This window comes from Bradyrhizobium sp. IC4060 (assembly GCF_020193715.1).
Lineage (GTDB): Bacteria > Pseudomonadota > Alphaproteobacteria > Rhizobiales > Xanthobacteraceae > Bradyrhizobium > Bradyrhizobium yuanmingense.
The window spans coordinates 118,187-135,059 of sequence record NZ_JADYVJ010000002.1 but is presented as its reverse complement, the minus strand read 5'-3'; the positions used below and the strand labels follow the sequence as shown (position 1 = coordinate 135,059).

The following is a 16,873-nucleotide window of genomic DNA, read 5'->3' as shown; positions in this document are numbered from 1 at the left end:
GCTACTCGGCCGGCTTCACGTCGCGGCGTGACGCGCGCTTGCCCCGCAAGGCGCGCTTGGCGCGGCGCTCGGCGAAACGGTCGATCATCTGGCTGATGAGGCCGCGCGGCTTCTTTGTTACTGCCGCTGTCGGAGCGCGGCGCGCCGGCGGCGAAATCTTCTCAAAGGTGAACGCTGGCATTGTGTGTCCCCTCGCCGTTGAGATGAACCACCCGCTCGAATTTCCCTGTTATCCGGACGAAGCGCAACTGCCGCATCCTTTACTCCACTCGATTCGAATGGAACTATTTCAAGCACAGTCCATGCCAGATGCGACGCAAATGCGTCTACATTGCGGACTGATCTCCATGATCCTAAAGTGATCCACCATGTTCGAAGCGCACTTCCAGACATTCGAGGAGCCGGAGGCCGGCGTCGCGTTGGCGGCACGGCTGGCCGCACTTCGCGAAGAACTTGCCCGTCGCAAGTTGACCGGCTTCGTCGTGCCACGTGCCGACCAGCAGCAGAACGAATATGTGCCGCCATCGGAAGAGCGGCTCGCCTGGCTGACCGGCTTTACCGGCTCGGCGGGACTAGCAGTGGTTCTGCCGCAGGAGGCTGCGCTGTTCGTCGACGGCCGCTACACGCTGCAGGCGGCCAAGCAGGTCGATGCCAAGGCATGGGTAGTGGAATCGCTGATCGACCCGCCGCCGGAGAGCTGGGTGGCGGTGCATCTGAAAGCCGGCGACCGCCTCGGATTTGATCCGTGGCTGCACACTTTTTCGGCAGCCGAGCGATTGTCCGCCGCCTGCGCCAAGGCCGGGGCCGAGCTGGTCGCGGTCGACAGCAATCCGATCGACGCGATCTGGCAGGACCGGCCGCAGCCGCCGCTCGCCCCCGTCGCGGTGCACAGCCTTCAGCACGCCGGTATCACTGAAGCGGAGAAGCTGACCCAGATCAGGGCCGAGATCGCCAAGCTCGGCACCGATGCCTTGGTGCTGTCGGACAGTCACGCGGTGGCCTGGACCTTCAACATCCGCGGCGCCGACGTCGCCCATACGCCGCTGCCACTGTCCTACGCGCTGGTGCCGAAGGACGGCCGTCCCACCATCTTCATCGACCACCGCAAGCTCTCCAACCTCACACGCGACCATCTCGAGCAGTCCGCTGACGTGCGCGAACCGGACGCCATGGCCCCGACGCTGATGGCGCTGGCCAAGAGCGGTGCGGCCATTGCGCTCGACAATGCCACAGCGGCCGACGCACTCAGCCGCCTGATCAGCGGGGCCGGCGGCAAGCCGGTGCGCGGCAGCGATCCGGTTGCACTGCTCAAGGCGGTCAAGAACGCGACCGAGATCAAGGGCACCAAGACGGCTCATTTGCGCGACGCCGTGGCGCTGGCGCGCTTCCTCGCATGGATCGATCGCGAGGCGCCAAGCGGCAAGCTCACCGAGATCGACGCGGTCGAGGCGCTGGAAACCTTCCGCCGCGACACCGGCGCGCTCAGGGACGTCTCGTTCCCGACCATCTCCGGCACCGGCCCGAACGGCGCCATCGTGCATTACCGCGTCACCCGCAAGAGCAACCGGCGGATCGCGCCCGGCGATCTCCTGCTGATCGATTCCGGCGCGCAATATGAAGACGGCACCACCGACGTCACGCGCACCATGGCGGTCGGCGAGCCGACGGATGAGATGCGCGACCGCTTCACCCGCGTGCTGCGCGGCCACATCGCGATCGCGCGCGCCGTCTTTCCGGACGGCACCACGGGCGCGCAACTCGACACGCTGGCGCGGCAATATCTCTGGGCCGTCGGGCTCGATTTCGAGCACGGCACCGGCCACGGCGTCGGCAGCTATCTCTCGGTGCACGAAGGACCGGCACGAATTTCGAAGCTCGGCACCACGCCGTTGAAGCGCGGCATGATCCTGTCGAACGAGCCCGGCTACTACAAGACCGATGGCTTCGGCATCCGCATCGAGAATCTCGAGCTGGTCGTCGCCGCCGACATCAAGGGTGCCGAGAAGCCGATGAACGCGTTCGAGACGCTGACCCTGGCGCCGATCGACCGCCGTCTGATCGATGTCGCGATGCTGAGCCGCGACGAGCTCGATTGGCTGAACGCGTACCATGCGCGCGTCAGGGACGACGTGCGGCCGGCGCTGGACGAGGCGACGAAGACCTGGCTCGATCAGGCCACGGCGGAGCTGAAGCTCTAACTCCGTCATAAGACTGCCTGCGTAGGGTGGGCAAAGCATCCGCTGCCGCTCGAAGAGCGGAGGCGGATGCGTGCCCACCATCCATCTCCGGGTGACGGCAGCAACGGTGGGCACGCCGCGCAAAGAGCGCGTCTTTGCCCACCCTACAGGCCCAGCGCCTTGACGCCTCGCGCATAGCCGTATGCCGAAATGAGCGTATTCGCTCGCAACGCGATGCGGCTAGTGTCCGGCGATGCACGGCATCATCAGCAAGCCGCCCGAAGCGGCCGGCAACCTCGCGACCTCGCGTCTGGTGTTGCTGCTGCTGGTGGTGATGACCGGGGTCGCACCGATCTCGCTCTACATCCTGGTTCCGGCGCTGCCGGTGCTGGCGACGGATTTCGGCAGCGACATCTCGATCGCTCAGATGACGGTGTCGCTCTACATGGTCGGCATCGCGCTGTCGCAGCTGATCATGGGCCCGCTGTCGGACCGGTTCGGGCGGCGTCCGGTGCTGCTCGGAGGACTTGCACTGATGGTGGCGGCCAGCGTCGCCTGCATTTTCGCCGAGACCCTGCCGCAATTGATCGCCGCACGCTTCTTCCAGGCGCTCGGCGGCGCATCCGGCATGGTGATCAGCCGGGCCATCATCCGCGACATCTACGAGCGCGACCGCGTCGCCTCGATGATCAGCCTCGTGGTCGCGGCGCTGATGATCGGGCAGATGGTCTCGCCGCTCACCGGCGGCCTGATCGAGACCGCGTTGGGATGGCGCGCGATCTTTTATGCCATCACCATCGCCGCCATCGTCGTTGCCGTCGGGATCGCCTTGGCGCTGCCTGAGACCCGCCGCAGCCGCGCCGCCGGCAGCGGCTTCCGCGGCGATATCGGCATGCTCATCCGCAACCGCGCCTTCGTCGGCTATGTGATGTGCCAGGTGCTGGCGTCCCAGATCATCTTCACCTTCGCCGGCGGCGGGCCCTACATCGTGGTGACGCAGATGGGCCGCAGCAGCGCCGAATACGGCGCCTGGTTCGCAACGACGGGCTTTGCGTTTCTGGTCGGCAACCTGCTCTGCGTGCGCTTTGCGCCGCGCCACTCGCTGGAGAAGCTGATCTGGTTCGGGCTCGCCCTGCAGCTCTGCGGCAGCCTTGCGAACTTGCTCTGGAGCTTCGTCGGTTGGAACGAGGCGCCCGCCTGGCTGTTCGGCACCCATATGATCGTGATGGCCGGCAATGCCTTCGTGATGGCGAATTCCGCCGCCGGCGCCATCAGCATCCGTCCCGAAGCGGCCGGCACCGCCTCGGGCGCGATGGGCTTCCTGCAGCAAGGCGTTGGCGCGCTGATGTCGCAGTTCGGCGCCTATCTCGGCGGCCACTCCGCAACGACGCTGCCGCTGACCTCAGCGGTCCTCGCGATCTCGATCCTTTGCGCCTGCGTGATGATGTTCGTCGTGCCCCGCCGCGAGGCGGTAGCGAGCGAGGCGCTGATCGGGCAGGCCGAGGAGGATGAGACGGGGATGATGTGAGGGGCGCCGAGTAGAGTCCTTCTGCGGAACGATTCTGGATTGCTTCGTGGAGCCTGTCATCGGGCCGCGCTTTGCGCGGACCCGGTGGCTCGCAATGACGACGCGGAGAGAGCAGTGCCAAAAATGAGAGGCGGGGCTGGGCCCCGCCTCTCTCAATTCAAGTCTGTGTTTCGGCTTACGCCTGGCTCGCGATCGCCTTGCCGAGCGCGGCCTGCGCCGCTGCAAGCCGCGCGATCGGCACGCGGTAGGGCGAGCAGGAGACGTAGTCGAGACCGATATGGTGGCAGAAGGCGACGGAGGCGGGATCGCCGCCGTGCTCGCCGCAGATGCCGACCTTGAGCGAAGTGCGGGTCTTGCGGCCGCGGGCGACGCCGATCTTGACCAGCTCGCCGACGCCTTCCTGATCGAGCGAGATGAAGGGATCGACCGTGAGGATGCCCTTCGCCACATAGGGACCGAGGAAGCTCGCCGCGTCGTCGCGGCTGATGCCGTAGGTCGTCTGCGTCAGGTCGTTGGTGCCGAACGAGAAGAACTCGGCCGACTGCGCGATCTCGCCCGCGAGCAGGCAGGCGCGCGGCAGCTCGATCATGGTGCCGACCTGATAGGCCAGCTTGGTGTTGGTCTCGCGCATCACGGCCTGTGCGGTGGCATCGATCCGTGCCTTGACCAGGTCGAGCTCGGCCTTGGTCGCGATCAGCGGCACCATCACCTCGAGGCCGACGGCCTTGCCGGTGCGCTTCTGCGCCTCGACCGCCGCCTCGAAGATCGCGCGGGCCTGCATCTCGGCGATCTCGGGATAGGCGATGGCGATGCGGCAGCCGCGGAAGCCGAGCATCGGGTTGAACTCCGAGAGCTCCCGGGCGCGGTCGGCGAGGCGCCGCGGGTCGGTGTTCATGGCGCGCGCCACTTCCTCGACCTCGGCATGGGTGTGCGGCAGGAATTCATGAAGGGGAGGATCCAGAAGCCGGATCGTGACGGGCAGGCCCTTCATGATCTCGAACAGCTCGACGAAGTCGGCGCGCTGCATCGGCAGCAGTTTTGCCAGCGCGGCGCGGCGCGACTGCTCGTCCTCGGAGAGGATCATCTCGCGCACCGTGCGGATGCGCGTCTCCTCGAAGAACATGTGCTCGGTGCGGCAGAGGCCGATGCCTTCCGCGCCGAACTTGATCGCGGTGCGCGCGTCGTCCGGCGTGTCGCCGTTGACCCGGACGCCGATCTTGCGGACCTGGTCGGCCCAATTCATCAGCGTGCCGAACTCGCCGGACAGCTCCGGCTCGATCATCGGCATGCGGCCGGCGAGCACCTGGCCGAGCGAGCCGTCGATGGTGATGACATCACCGGTCTTGAAGGTGCGCGAGCCGATGCTCATGGTGCCGCGGCCGTAATCGACGCGGATGGTCCCGCAGCCGGAGACGCAGGGCTTGCCCATGCCGCGCGCGACCACCGCCGCGTGCGAGGTCATGCCGCCGCGCGTGGTCAGGATGCCTTCGGCGGCGTGCATGCCGTGGATGTCTTCCGGGCTGGTCTCGATGCGGACCAAAATCACCTTGCGTCCGTCGCCCTGAAGCTTGGCCGCCTCGTCCGAGGAGAACACGATCTCGCCGGAGGCCGCACCCGGCGAAGCCGGCAGGCCGGTTGCGATCACGTCGCGCTTGGCGTTGGGATCTATGGTCGGATGCAGGAGCTGGTCGAGCGAGGCCGGATCGATCCGCGTCACCGCTTCCTTCTTCGAGATCAGGCCCTCATTGGCGAGCTCGACCGCGATGCGCAGCGCCGCCTTGGCGGTGCGCTTGCCGCCGCGGGTTTGGAGCATCCAGAGCTTACCCTGCTCGACGGTGAACTCCATGTCCTGCATGTCGCGGTAGTGCTTCTCGAGCAGCGTGTAGATCCGCGTCAGCTCCTTGAAGGCTTCCGGCATCGCCGCTTCCATCGACGCCTTGTCGGAGCCCGACTCCTTCCGCGCCTCCTCGGTGATGTCCTGCGGCGTGCGGATGCCCGCGACCACGTCCTCGCCTTGCGCGTTGATCAGGAACTCGCCGTAGAGCTTGCTCTCGCCGGTCGAGGGGTTGCGGGTGAAGGCAACGCCCGTGGCCGAGGTCTCGCCCATGTTGCCGAACACCATGGCCTGCACGTTGACCGCGGTGCCCCAGGATTCCGGAATGTCGTGCAGCTTGCGGTAGGTCACCGCGCGCGCATTCATCCAGGATGAGAAGACCGCGCCGATCGCGCCCCAGAGCTGGTCGTGCGGATCCTGCGGGAATTCCTTGCCGGTCTCGCGTGCGACCGCGTCCTTGTACTTGCCGACCAGCTCGACCCAGTCCTCGGCGGACAGATCAGTGTCGAGCGTGTAGCCCTGGCTGTCCTTGAAGGTGTCGAGGATCTCCTCGAAGTGATGATGCTCGAAGCCGAGCACCACGTCGGAATACATCGTGATGAAGCGGCGATAGCTGTCATAGGCGAAACGGCGGTCGCCCGACAGCTCGGCCAGCGCTTCCACGGTCTGGTCGTTGAGGCCGAGATTGAGCACGGTGTCCATCATGCCCGGCATCGAGGCGCGCGCGCCGGAGCGCACCGAGACGAGCAGCGGGTTCCTGGTGTCGCCGAACACCTTGCCGGTCAACTTGCCGACATAGTCGAGCGCCTTCTCAACCTGCGGCTTCAGTTCCTTCGGGTAGGTCTTGTCGTGCTCGTAGAAATAGGTGCAGACCGAGGTCGGGATGGTGAAGCCCGGAGGCACCGGCAGGCCGAGATTGGCCATCTCGGCGAGGTTGGCGCCCTTGCCGCCGAGCAGGTCGCGCATTTCCGTCCGGCCCTCGGCCTTGCCATCACCGAACGTGTAGACCCATTTGCCGGCCTTGGCCGCTGCCGGCGCCGCCTTGGCAGGCACAACCTTCTTCGGCGCAGGCTTCGCGGCAACCTTCGGCGAAGCCGCCTTGGTCATTGCCTTTGCCACCGGCTTTGCAGTGGGTTTGGCGACCGGCTTCGGCGCGCTCTTGGCCAGCGCCTTGCGGGCCGCCGGCGCGGCCTTCGCCTTGGCGGAGGGCTTTGATTTCGCTGCAGTTTTAGAAGGCTTCGAGGCGGCTTTGGCCATAGCTTGCACACAACCTGCGAGAGGAATGGGAAATCGCGGGCCTTACACCACTTTGGGCGGGCCCGCGCAAGACGGACAGTTCCGAAAAGTGAACGCCTAGAAGCGGAGCCACTTCAGGAGCCCGAGCCCGATCGCGCCGTTGACGATGAGGAAGATCGCGACGATGAGGTTGAGAAGCCGCGGCATGATCAGGATGAGCACGCCCGCAATCAACGACAGGATCGGCGAAATGTGGGCGACGGTGATGTGCATGAACTATCTTTCTGTGAGGTGAGGCGAATCGCGCGCGGATCATAACCGGATGGGTTCCGGGAGTAGAGATGCGCAAGGGCTGCTGCGAGTTCCGGCCTCACGAAAACTGCCCGAAATTGCCGCGAATGCGGCATGCCTTTTCCCGGAACATTGGCTTGAGGCACGCATTGGCAACCGGTCGCGCCGCTCGCGCGCCCGCAGAATCACGTCGAAGGAGTTGTCCATGCGGAACAGGATTTTTGCTCTCGCAGCGCTCGCGGCCGCAACCGGCGCGCCCCTTGCGGCGCAGGCGCAAAGCGATGTCACGATTGGACGCGCGCCCGCCATGGTCGACGGCGCGCCGACGATTGCCGTCGAACAACGGCCCGCCTTCCGCGAATATGTCGTTGAACAACGTGTGCCGCCCTTCCGCATTCCGGATCGCGTGGTGGTCGGCACCACCTTACCCGAGGCAGGCGTCACCTATTATGACGTGCCGCAACGTTTCGGCGCCACGACCTATCGCTACACCGTCGTGAACGGCGAAACCGTGCTGGTCGAGCCGCGCTCGCGCCGCATCGTCGAGGTGCTGGACTAAAGACGCAGCCGCTCCATTCGATGTCCGGCGCGTCACATCAGGCTGGCGCGAGCAGTGTTAAATCGGACATCAGGCCCCGCCCGGTCCTCCCCCCGCCGGGCGGGGCTTCTTTGGGCAAGCCACATCAGCAGCCGTCATTCCGGGACACGCCGGAGGCGTGGGCTATGGTGCGCAATTGCGCACCTGAGAATCCATACTCACGATCGTGGTTATGGATTCCGGGCTCGCGCTACGCGCGCCCCGGAATGACAGCGGTGTTTGCCGCAAACCGCGCCTCAATCCTGGATCTTCGAGAAGTCCGCCACCGCGCGCGTGGCGCTGCGGATCTCGTTGAGGAGCTTCAGGCGGTTCTCGCGTACCTTGGGATCGTCGTCATTGACGCGCACCTTGTCGAAGAAGGCATCGACCGGCGGACGCAGCTTTGCCATCGCACTCATCGCGGCGGCGAAGTCTTCCTTGGCCACCGCAGCGCTGGCTTCCGCCTTGACCTCACCGATCGCCTTGGCCAGCGCCTTCTCCTCAGCGAGGCTGTAGAGCGCAGCATCCGGCGCGCCGTCGAAGCTGCGCTTGTCCTTCTTCTCCTCGATGCTGAGGATGTTGCTGGCGCGCTTGGTGCCGGCGAGCAGGTTCTTGCCGTCGTCAGAGTCGAGGAATTTTCCGAGCGCCTCGACGCGGCGGACGATCATCAGGAGATCGTCCTGGCCGCCGAGCGCGAACACGGCATCGACGAGATCGTGGCGCGCGCCCTGCTCGCGGAGTTGGACCTTGAGGCGATCGGCGAAGAAGGCGAGCAGATCGCTCGGAAGCTTCGAGGCATCGGCCGGCTTCACCGACAAGCCGGCGAGCGCTGATCCCGCCACCTTTATGAGCGACAGACGCAGCGCGTTCTCGGCGATCAGCCTGATCACGCCCAGCGCCGCACGACGCAGCGCATAGGGGTCCTTGCTGCCCGTCGGCTTCTCGTCGATCGCCCAGAACCCAACCAGGGTATCGATCTTGTCCGCGAGCGCCACCACGACGCTGACCGGATCGGTCGGAACGCGATCAGCAGGCCCTTGCGGCTTGTAGTGCTCCTCGCAGGCCGCGGCGACGGAGGCGTCTTCGCCCTGAGCCAGCGCATAGTATTTGCCCATCAGGCCCTGCACTTCCGGGAATTCGCCGACGACTTCCGTCAGCAGATCTGCCTTTGCCAGATGCGCCGCGCGCGTCGCCTTGGCGACATCGGCGCCGACCAGCGGCGCGATCTCGGCGGCCAGGCGCTCGATGCGCATGATGCGTTCCGCCTGCGTCCCGAGCTTCTCGTGAAACACGATCTGATCGAACTTCGGCAGCCGGCCCTCGAGCTTCATCTTCAGGTCCGTCTCGTAGAAGAACTTCGCATCCGACAGCCGGGCGCGAATGACGCGCTCGTTGCCGGCGATGATGGTCGCACCACCATCGGTCGCCTCGATATTGGCGACCAGGATGAACTTGCTCGCGAGCTTGCCCGTCTTGGGGTCGCGCACCACGAAACACTTCTGGTTGTTGCGGATGGTGGCGCGGATGACTTCGTCGGGAGTCTTCAAGAATTCCGGCTCGAACGAGCCCATCAGCACGACCGGCCATTCGACGAGGCCGGCGACCTCGTCGAGCAGGTTCTGGTCCTCGACCAGCTCAAAACCTTGCGCGAAGGCCAGCTGCTTGGCGTCGGTGAGGATGGCGTCCTTGCGGCGCTCGGGGTCGAGCACGACTTTTGCTGCAAGAAGCTTAGCCTCGTAGTCCTCGAAGCGGCGCACGGAGATCGGCGCCGGCGCAAGGAAGCGATGACCGTAAGTGGTCTGGCCGCTCTCGATGCCGTCGACCTCGAACGTCACGACATCGGGCTCTTCGGTCTCGGGTCCGAAGGTCGCGGTGATCGCGTGCAGCGGACGCACCCAGTTCAGCGACCCCGGCTTGCCGGAACGCGCGCCCCAGCGCATCGATTTCGGCCAGGGGAAGGTGCGGATGATGACAGGCAGGATCTCGGCGAGCACGTCGATCGCGTCGCGGCCGGGCTTCTCGATCAAGCCGATGTAGAAATCACCCTTGGGGTCGCGCTGGATTTTGGCTTCGTCCAACGACTTCAAACCGGTTGCCTTGAGGAAGCCCTGCACGGCCGCATCGGGCGCGCCGACCTTCGGGCCGCGACGCTCGGTCTTCAGATCAGGCTGGCGCGCTGGGATGCCGTGCACGGTGAGCGCAAGGCGGCGCGGTGTCGCGAACGCCTTTGCGCCCTCATAGACTAGGCCTTCGGCAACCAGCTTGTCGGTGACCATGCGGCGCAGATCGTCCGCCGCCTTCGCCTGCATGCGCGCGGGAATTTCTTCGGAAAACAGTTCAAGCAAAAGATCGGGCATCAGGCCGCTCCGCCCGCTTCAGTGTGGATCCAGGCCTCGCCACAAGCTTTTGCGAGCTCGCGCACGCGCAGAATGTAGCTCTGCCGTTCGGTCACGGAGATCACGCCGCGGGCATCGAGCAGGTTGAAGACGTGGCTCGCCTTGATGCACTGGTCGTAGGCAGGCAGCGCCATCAGATGCTGTTTCCGGTTGCCGCCGTCGCGCCAGCCGGCGTCGAGATATTTTTTGCAGGCAGCTTCCGCCATCTTGAACTGCTCGAACAGCATCGCGGTGTCGGCATATTCGAAATTGTGCCGCGAATATTCCTGCTCGGCCTGCAGGAACACGTCGCCATAGGTGACCTTCTGGTCACCGTCGCGTCCATTGAAATTGAGGTCGTAGACGCGGTCGACGCCCTGCACATACATCGCGAGGCGCTCGAGCCCGTAGGTGAGCTCGCCCGCGACCGGGGCGCATTCGAAGCCGGCGACCTGCTGAAAGTAAGTGAACTGGCTGACCTCCATGCCGTCGCACCAGCACTCCCAACCGAGGCCCCAGGCGCCCAGCGTCGGACTCTCCCAATCGTCCTCGACGAAGCGGATGTCGTGCACGGCGGAATCGATGCCGATCGCGGCGAGCGACTTCAGGTACAGCTCCTGAAGGTTCGGCGGCGACGGCTTCATGATCACCTGGAACTGGTAATAGTGCTGCATCCGGTTCGGGTTCTCGCCGTAACGGCCGTCCTTGGGCCGGCGCGAGGGCTGCACATAGGCCGCGTTCCACGGCTTTGGCCCAAGCGCGCGGAGCGTGGTCGCCGGATGGAAGGTGCCCGCGCCCATTTCCATGTCGTAGGGCTGCAGGATCACGCAGCCCTGCTCGGCCCAGAACCGCTGGAGCGCGAGGATGAAGCCCTGGAACGAGCGTTCCGGGCGCATATGGGCGGGCAATGAGGCGTCCATCGTCAGATCGGGCTCTCGCGGGGGGTTTTGAATCGCGCGGGACCGTATCGACGGCGGGGATGGGAATCAAGGCGAAGGGGTTGGATTCGGGCGTCATTCCGGGGCGCCCGCAGGGCGAGCCCGGAGTCCATTGCGCCGCTCACTCCGTGGTTCGGATGGATTCCGGGCTCTCGCTTCGCGAGCCCCGGAATGACGAACGCGTGGAGGTGTGCCCTACCCCGGCCGGTAAGCTCCGGTCACGGGGTCACGCTTCAGCGTCTGGATATCCCCCATACGGGCGGCCTCGGCGACGCGCGACAGGCGCATCTCCTCAAGCTCCTGGTTGATTCGGATGGCGGTCTTGTAGGCCCAGCGGACCACGGCAAGCCCGCCCAGGACGCCCGCGAAAGCGACGAACGGCGGCATCGGTCGATCCTCGTCTCATGCTCAGCCCCCACACGCATTGTTGCGCAGATGGACCTGCGCCGCAATTGGCGCCGCCCGGGCGAAATGGCGCGGGAGCGCGAGACCTAGAACCCGAATTTCGCCCAAATCGCCCGCGTCTCGACCGCCGAGATCAGCTCGTCCGGCAGCCCGGCCATTGATTCCAGGGCCGAAAGCTGCCCCGCGCCGGGCGATTTCCGGCCCAAAAGGCCGGAGAGCAGCCCGGTCGGCTGCGCAATCACGGGGGTGAGAACCTTCTCACCATAACGGGCACGAAGAGTTGAGCGGAGATCGCCGATGCTGTCGGCGAGCCCCAGCGCGATCGCGCTGTCCCCCGCCCAGTATTCGCCCGTGAACAGCGTGTCGTCCGCTCCCTTCAGCCGGGCGCCGCGGCTTTCCTTGACCAGCGCGATGAAGATCTGGTGGATCTCGCGCTGGATCGCCTTCAGCCTCATGACGTCGTCAGGGTTTTCCGGAAGAAACGGGTCGAGCATCGCCTTGTGCTCGCCCGAGGTGTAGAGGCGCCGCTCGACGCCGAGCCGCCTGATCGCCTCCTGAAAACCGAAACTGCCGCCGACCACGCCGATCGAGCCGAGGATCGAGGAGGGATCGCAGATGATCTCGTTGCCCGCGCAGGCGATCATGTAACCACCGGAGGCCGCAACGTCCTCGACGAACACGAGCACCGGCAGCTTCTTCTCCGAGGCGAGCTGCTTGATGCGCAAGTAGATCTGGCGCGACTGCACCGGCGAACCGCCGGGCGAGTTGATCACCAGCGCCACGGCCTTGGCGTGCCGATAGGAAAACGCGCGCTCGAGCACCCGCGCGACGCTGGCAAGCGTCAGGCCCGGACGCAGCGGCGTCACCGCACCGATCACACCGGACAGCCGCACCACCGGCACGACCGCCGTGCCGGGACGAAAGCGCGCCGGCAGATATTGCATGAGCTTGTCGGCCAGGCCGGAACTCTCACGATCGTTCAATTGTTCGGCCATGGCCTTACCTCTGATTAACCATTTCTTATCACGCGAGTGTCATTGAAAGTGCCAGGAACGTGTTTTGCAGAATCCGCGTTGGGAAGCTGCAATAGGCAGCGGAAGGAAACGCCATGAAGATCTATCTGCTGTTGCTGTTGATCGGTGCGCTTTTCACGGCGCTTCACTTTACGTCGCCGCAAGAGCAACAGACGGAATCGCTTCCGCAATAAGCCGTCACGGCCTCGCCAGCGGCAACGCCGCCCTCCCCTCCAGAATATCCTTCACCTCTTTCTTCGGCACGTTTGACTCCTCGTTGAGCATGAGGCCCGGCAGCAATTGCGTCGGTGCCCGGCCGCCTTTGACTGCGCGCACCAGCACCCGGATGGCAGGCTTTCCCGCTTCGCCATGAACCGGCAGGATCGCGAGGCTGCCGAAGCCGCGTGACAGCGCTGCCACGACGTCGCCAATTCCGTCCGCGCGCCAGATCAGGGTCAGCACGCCGCTCGATCGGAGAATGCGCCGGGCTGCATGCACCCACGCATGCAGCGTCTCCTCCCTCGCCACATGCGCGGTGTGGCGCGCCTGATCCGGCGAGCCGCGATGGCGTGCGGGGTCGTTGAAGGGCGGGTTCATCAATACGGCGTCGGAACCGTCGGGCAGAAGTCCGTTCGCTGCAAACGCCTGCGCGTCGGCGGTGACGTCGAGCACGATGACCTCGGCAGGAATCGCGTTCGCGGCGGCGTTGGCCCGCGCGAGCTGCGCCAGTTCCGGATCGATCTCGACCAGGCTGAGCCTGATCCCCGCGACGCGCCGCGCCAGCGCAAGGCCCGCCGTGCCGACGCCGGCGCCAAGCTCGACCACGCGGTCACCCGCCTTAGCGTCGGTCGCTGCTGCCAGCAGGATGGCGTCGTGCCCGGCGCGGTGGCCTGACCGCTTCTGCATCAAGCGCAACTGCCCACCGAGAAACGCGTCCTCGGTAATATCCGCGGCCTCAATCATCGCCGCGCAGTTCGTGGCTGAGGCCTGCCTCGGTGAGGAGCGCCCTGGCTTCCTCGGCGTCGTCCTCATGAACCAGGATCCGCCGCGGCAGAATGCCGAGAGATCCCTCGATGATGCTCATGTTCTGGTCCAGCACCAGATGATGGATGTTGGCGCCGTCGAGCAGCGCGCCAATCGCCGACACCAGCACCATATCGTTGGTCCGAACCAGTTCACGCAAAACGGAGGTCTCCTGCCTGAAAGTGGCTAACGCGGCAAATGTCAATGGTTCCGCGGCCCTTGCCGCATCCGCCGCCAGTTTCTATTGTATTTCCATCAGAATAGCCCTTCCGGGGCAAATATTGGAGACCGGCGTGGCCGTCATCGTACCTTTCGAAACCCCCGGCGCGTCGATCGAAGAGCTGGTTGCCCTTGTCGCTCCCGACATGGAGCGCGTCAATGCCACGATCCTGTCGCGGACCGGCTCCGACGTGACCATGATCCCTGAAGTGGCCAACCACTTGATCTCCTCGGGCGGCAAGCGCCTGCGCCCGATGCTGACGCTCGCCATGGCCAACCTCGCCGGCTACACCGGTGACGGCCACATCAAGTTAGCTGCCAGCGTCGAGTTCATGCACACCGCCACCCTGCTCCACGACGACGTGGTCGACGAGAGCGAGATGCGCCGCGGCAAGCTGTCGGCGCGCATGCTCTGGGGCAACGAGGCAAGCGTGCTGGTTGGCGACTTCCTGCTCGGCCAGGCCTTCCGCATGATGGTCGAGGTCGGCTCGCTGCGCGCGCTCGACATCCTCTCCGCGGCGGCCGCCACCATCGCCGAGGGCGAGGTGATGCAGCTCGCCGCCGCCAAGAACACCGCGACCACCGAGGACGAATATCTCGCCGTGATCCGCGGCAAGACCGCCGAATTGTTCGCCGCCGCCTGCGAGGTCGGCCCCGTGATCGCGAACCGCCCGAAGGCGGAGCAGACTGCCTGCCGCTCGGTCGGCATGAATCTCGGCATCGCCTTCCAGCTCGTCGACGACGTGCTCGACTACGGCGGCAAGAGCGCCAAGCTCGGCAAGAACACCGGCGACGATTTCCGCGAAGGCAAGATCACGCTGCCCGTCGTGCTCGCCTTCCGCCGCGGCAACGACACCGAGCGCGCCTTCTGGATCCGGGCGCTCGAGCGCGGCGAGATCGGCGATTCCGATCTCGATCACGCCATCGGCCTGATGAACAAGCACCGCGCGCTCGAGGACACGCTGATCCGCGCCCAGCACTACGGCGCCATGGCCGTGGATGCGCTGGCGCTGTTCCCGCCCTCGCCGATGAAGAGCGCGCTGGAGCAGGTCGTGGCGTTCTGCTTGGCAAGATCGCATTAGGCGACTGACGCTCACGCTTTGCGCGCTCCCCGCACCCGTCATTGCGAGCGTAGCGAAGCAATCCAGAATTCCGCCGCGGAAACAGTCTGGATTGCCTCGATGCGCTCGCAATGACGGAGTACGCCGCGACGGCACCGCTCGCTCTCGTGTCCCGGACACGCTGCAGCGTGAAACGCTGCTGCGCGGAGCCGGGACCCATGCGACATCCGCAATCATGATCAATATGGGTCCCGGCTCTGCAGCGCACCGCTAGGGGGCGCTGCGCTGCGTCCGGGGCACGAGAGCGCGCTTCATCTCACCAGCAGAATCCAGCCTCACTCTCTCCACATGGCTCCCCGCGCGGTCACTTGCATTTTGCAAGTTACTGACCTACCTTGCCCGCCATGCAGCCCAAATCCCCTTCGATCCTGGAATGCCCGGTCGGCCGCGCGGTGGAGACGGTCGGCGAATGGTGGAGCATCCTGATTCTGCGCGATGCATTTCAGGGTGCGACGAAGTTCGACGAGTTCTCGCAAGGCCTCGGCATTGCGCCGAACATCCTGTCGCGGCGGCTGGCGCATCTGACCGAAAGCGGCATGTTCGTGCGTCGCCGCTATCAGGAGCGCCCGCCGCGCTACGAATATGTGCTGACGGACAAGGCGCGGGATTTCTTCCCCGTGATCGCTACGCTTTTCGCCTGGGGCAACAAGCATCTGGCGCCGAAAGGCGAATCCATCCTGCTGGCGAGCCGCGACGATGTCCGCCCGCTCGAGCCGCTCTTGGTCGATGCCGCCGATAAGCGCCCGATCACGCTCGCCAATGCGGTCGTCGTCGCAGGTCCCCGCGCCAGCCGCGGCATGCGCGCACGGCTTGCTTCGCTCAAGGCCATGAACCCGGCCGTCGCGCCGGCTGGAGACTGACATGCGTCGTATCGTCGTGACGGGAATGGGCGCGGTGTCGCCGCTTGGCTGCGGCGTCGAATTGACGTGGCGGCGGCTGCTGGCCGGGCAAAGCGGGCTGCGCCCGTTGCCGGAATGGGCAGAGGCGCTGCCCGCGCGCATTGCAGGCCTCGTGCCCGACAAGGCCGATGATGCCGAAGGCGGTTTCGATCCGGCGCAGGCTGCCGCGCCCAAGGATCAGCGCAAGATGGACCGCTTCATCCTGTTCGCGCTGCTCGCGACGGCAGAAGCCGTCGCGCAAGCCAAATGGACGCCGCAGGATGCTGGCGCGCTCGAGCGCACCGCGACGATCATCGCCTCCGGCGTCGGCGGCTTTCCCGCCATGGCGGAGGCGGTGCGCATCACCGAGCAGCGCGGCGTGCGCCGGCTGTCGCCGTTCACGATCCCCTCGTTCCTCGCCAATCTTGCCGCCGGCCACGTCTCGATCAAGTACGGCTACAAGGGCGCGCTGGGCGCGCCCGTCACGGCCTGCGCCGCCGGCGTGCAGGCGATCGGCGATGCCGCGCGCATGATCCGATCAGGCGAAGCTGACGTTGCGATCTGCGGCGGCGCGGAGGCCTGCATCGATATCGTCAGCCTCGGCGGCTTTGCGGCCGCTCGCGCGCTGTCGAGCGGCTTCAACGACGAGCCCGCGCGCGCCTCGCGTCCGTTCGATCGCAACCGCGACGGTTTCGTGATGGGCGAAGGCGCCGGCATCCTGGTGATCGAGGCGCTGGAGCATGCGCAGGCGCGCGGCGCGACGCCGATCGCCGAGATCGTCGGTTACGGCACGACCGCGGACGCCTATCACATGACCTCGGGGCCGCCGGATGGCGATGGTGCCCGCCGCGCCATGGAGATCGCGCTTCGGCAGGCCAAGCTTGCGCCCGCGGATGTGCAGCACCTGAACGCGCACGCGACCTCGACACCGGCCGGCGACGAAAGCGAGCTAGGCGCCATCGGCGCGCTGTTCGGCCGCAACCGCGGCATTGCCGTGAGCGCGACCAAATCGGCCACGGGTCACCTGCTCGGCGCCGCCGGCGGGCTGGAAGCGGTTTTCACCGTGCTCGCGTTGCGCGACCAGATCGCGCCGCCCACGCTCAATCTCGAAAACCCCGATGCGGGCGCCGAAGGCATCGATATCGTCGCAGGCAGCGCGCGGCCAATGCCGATGCAGCATGCCATCTCCAACGGGTTCGGCTTCGGCGGGGTCAATGCCAGCGTGATCTTGCGCCGGCTGGGCTAAGCAAGAGGTCTT

General features: G+C 65.9%; 15 protein-coding genes. 6 read left to right on the top strand and 9 right to left on the bottom strand.

Annotated elements, in window-relative coordinates:
• Nucleotide 1 precedes the first annotated feature (1 nt).
• Nucleotides 2-181 (bottom strand): hypothetical protein, encoded by a 180-nt coding sequence (locus I6F16_RS07495; RefSeq protein WP_036024908.1) that lies wholly within the window; start codon nt 179-181, stop codon nt 2-4.
• A gap of 187 nt (nt 182-368) precedes the next feature.
• On the opposite strand from I6F16_RS07495, the gene I6F16_RS07490 reads away from it, so the two are divergent.
• On the top strand, nt 369-2,198 hold the full coding sequence (locus I6F16_RS07490; protein WP_225114529.1) for an aminopeptidase P family protein: 1,830 nt from the start codon (nt 369-371) through the stop codon (nt 2,196-2,198).
• Between the two features lie 232 nt (nt 2,199-2,430).
• A complete protein-coding gene (locus tag I6F16_RS07485; RefSeq protein WP_036006385.1) occupies nt 2,431-3,705 on the top strand; it encodes a multidrug effflux MFS transporter in 1,275 nt (424 codons plus the stop codon).
• A gap of 175 nt (nt 3,706-3,880) precedes the next feature.
• Here the strand turns inward: I6F16_RS07485 and ppdK are convergent, their stop codons facing one another.
• A complete protein-coding gene (gene ppdK / locus I6F16_RS07480; RefSeq protein ID WP_036024905.1) occupies nt 3,881-6,796 on the bottom strand; it encodes a pyruvate, phosphate dikinase in 2,916 nt (971 codons plus the stop codon).
• 96 nt (nt 6,797-6,892) lie between these two features.
• The gene (locus I6F16_RS07475; RefSeq protein ID WP_008562090.1) at nt 6,893-7,048 is read right to left on the bottom strand and encodes a DUF3096 domain-containing protein; all 156 of its coding nucleotides are present in this window, start codon (nt 7,046-7,048) and stop codon (nt 6,893-6,895) included.
• A 223-nt stretch (nt 7,049-7,271) separates the two neighbouring features.
• Here I6F16_RS07475 and I6F16_RS07470 point away from each other — a divergent pair, with 223 nt between their 5' ends.
• A complete protein-coding gene (locus I6F16_RS07470) occupies nt 7,272-7,625 on the top strand; it encodes a DUF1236 domain-containing protein (RefSeq protein ID WP_036006381.1) in 354 nt (117 codons plus the stop codon).
• Nucleotides 7,626-7,900: 275 nt separating this feature from the next.
• Here the strand turns inward: I6F16_RS07470 and glyS are convergent, their stop codons facing one another.
• From glyS to I6F16_RS07440, 6 genes are all read right to left on the bottom strand, one after another.
• The gene (glyS, locus tag I6F16_RS07465) at nt 7,901-10,000 is read right to left on the bottom strand and encodes a glycine--tRNA ligase subunit beta (protein WP_225147833.1); all 2,100 of its coding nucleotides are present in this window, start codon (nt 9,998-10,000) and stop codon (nt 7,901-7,903) included.
• Nucleotides 10,000-10,938, bottom strand: a complete 939-nt coding sequence (locus I6F16_RS07460; protein ID WP_036006377.1) for a glycine--tRNA ligase subunit alpha — start codon at nt 10,936-10,938, stop codon at nt 10,000-10,002. Before I6F16_RS07460 ends, glyS begins: the two co-directional genes overlap by 1 nt.
• A 213-nt stretch (nt 10,939-11,151) precedes the next feature.
• Nucleotides 11,152-11,343: a hypothetical protein gene (locus I6F16_RS07455; RefSeq protein ID WP_057026308.1), complete on the bottom strand. Its 192-nt coding sequence runs from the start codon at nt 11,341-11,343 to the stop codon at nt 11,152-11,154.
• 104 nt (nt 11,344-11,447) lie between these two features.
• Nucleotides 11,448-12,356, bottom strand: coding sequence for a S49 family peptidase (locus I6F16_RS07450; protein WP_225173534.1), 909 nt, complete (start codon nt 12,354-12,356; stop codon nt 11,448-11,450).
• Nucleotides 12,357-12,572: 216 nt separating this feature from the next.
• Nucleotides 12,573-13,337 carry a methyltransferase gene (locus I6F16_RS07445; RefSeq protein WP_036006371.1) on the bottom strand — a complete coding sequence of 255 codons (765 nt, stop codon included), beginning with the start codon at nt 13,335-13,337 and terminating at the stop codon, nt 12,573-12,575.
• On the bottom strand, nt 13,330-13,557 hold the full coding sequence (locus I6F16_RS07440) for a DUF2007 domain-containing protein (RefSeq protein ID WP_008562067.1): 228 nt from the start codon (nt 13,555-13,557) through the stop codon (nt 13,330-13,332). Before I6F16_RS07440 ends, I6F16_RS07445 begins: the two co-directional genes overlap by 8 nt.
• A 133-nt stretch (nt 13,558-13,690) precedes the next feature.
• On the opposite strand from I6F16_RS07440, the gene I6F16_RS07435 reads away from it, so the two are divergent.
• The 3 genes from I6F16_RS07435 (at nt 13,691) to fabF (ending at nt 16,861) form a co-directional block, all read left to right on the top strand.
• Complete coding sequence (locus I6F16_RS07435; protein WP_036006386.1) at nt 13,691-14,698, top strand: polyprenyl synthetase family protein; 1,008 nt, start codon at nt 13,691-13,693, stop codon at nt 14,696-14,698.
• Nucleotides 14,699-15,081: 383 nt separating this feature from the next.
• Nucleotides 15,082-15,597 (top strand): helix-turn-helix domain-containing protein, encoded by a 516-nt coding sequence (locus I6F16_RS07430; protein ID WP_057026305.1) that lies wholly within the window; start codon nt 15,082-15,084, stop codon nt 15,595-15,597.
• 1 nt (nt 15,598) lies between these two features.
• Nucleotides 15,599-16,861, top strand: coding sequence for a beta-ketoacyl-ACP synthase II (gene fabF / locus I6F16_RS07425; protein WP_225114533.1), 1,263 nt, complete (start codon nt 15,599-15,601; stop codon nt 16,859-16,861).
• The last annotated feature ends 12 nt before the right edge of the window (nt 16,862-16,873 follow it).

Bases quoted from the DNA above. Each gene is read 5' to 3' on its own strand.
- I6F16_RS07495 (WP_036024908.1), bottom strand. From the start codon at position 181: ATGCCAGCGTTCACCTTTGAGAAGATTTCGCCGCCGGCGCGCCGCGCT.
- I6F16_RS07490 (WP_225114529.1), top strand. From the start codon at position 369: ATGTTCGAAGCGCACTTCCAGACATTCGAGGAGCCGGAGGCCGGCGTC.
- I6F16_RS07485 (WP_036006385.1), top strand. From the start codon at position 2,431: ATGCACGGCATCATCAGCAAGCCGCCCGAAGCGGCCGGCAACCTCGCG.
- ppdK (WP_036024905.1), bottom strand. From the start codon at position 6,796: ATGGCCAAAGCCGCCTCGAAGCCTTCTAAAACTGCAGCGAAATCAAAG.
- I6F16_RS07475 (WP_008562090.1), bottom strand. From the start codon at position 7,048: ATGCACATCACCGTCGCCCACATTTCGCCGATCCTGTCGTTGATTGCG.
- I6F16_RS07470 (WP_036006381.1), top strand. From the start codon at position 7,272: ATGCGGAACAGGATTTTTGCTCTCGCAGCGCTCGCGGCCGCAACCGGC.
- glyS (WP_225147833.1), bottom strand. From the start codon at position 10,000: ATGCCCGATCTTTTGCTTGAACTGTTTTCCGAAGAAATTCCCGCGCGC.
- I6F16_RS07460 (WP_036006377.1), bottom strand. From the start codon at position 10,938: ATGGACGCCTCATTGCCCGCCCATATGCGCCCGGAACGCTCGTTCCAG.
- I6F16_RS07455 (WP_057026308.1), bottom strand. From the start codon at position 11,343: ATGCCGCCGTTCGTCGCTTTCGCGGGCGTCCTGGGCGGGCTTGCCGTG.
- I6F16_RS07450 (WP_225173534.1), bottom strand. From the start codon at position 12,356: ATGGCCGAACAATTGAACGATCGTGAGAGTTCCGGCCTGGCCGACAAG.
- I6F16_RS07445 (WP_036006371.1), bottom strand. From the start codon at position 13,337: ATGATTGAGGCCGCGGATATTACCGAGGACGCGTTTCTCGGTGGGCAG.
- I6F16_RS07430 (WP_057026305.1), top strand. From the start codon at position 15,082: ATGCAGCCCAAATCCCCTTCGATCCTGGAATGCCCGGTCGGCCGCGCG.
- fabF (WP_225114533.1), top strand. From the start codon at position 15,599: ATGCGTCGTATCGTCGTGACGGGAATGGGCGCGGTGTCGCCGCTTGGC.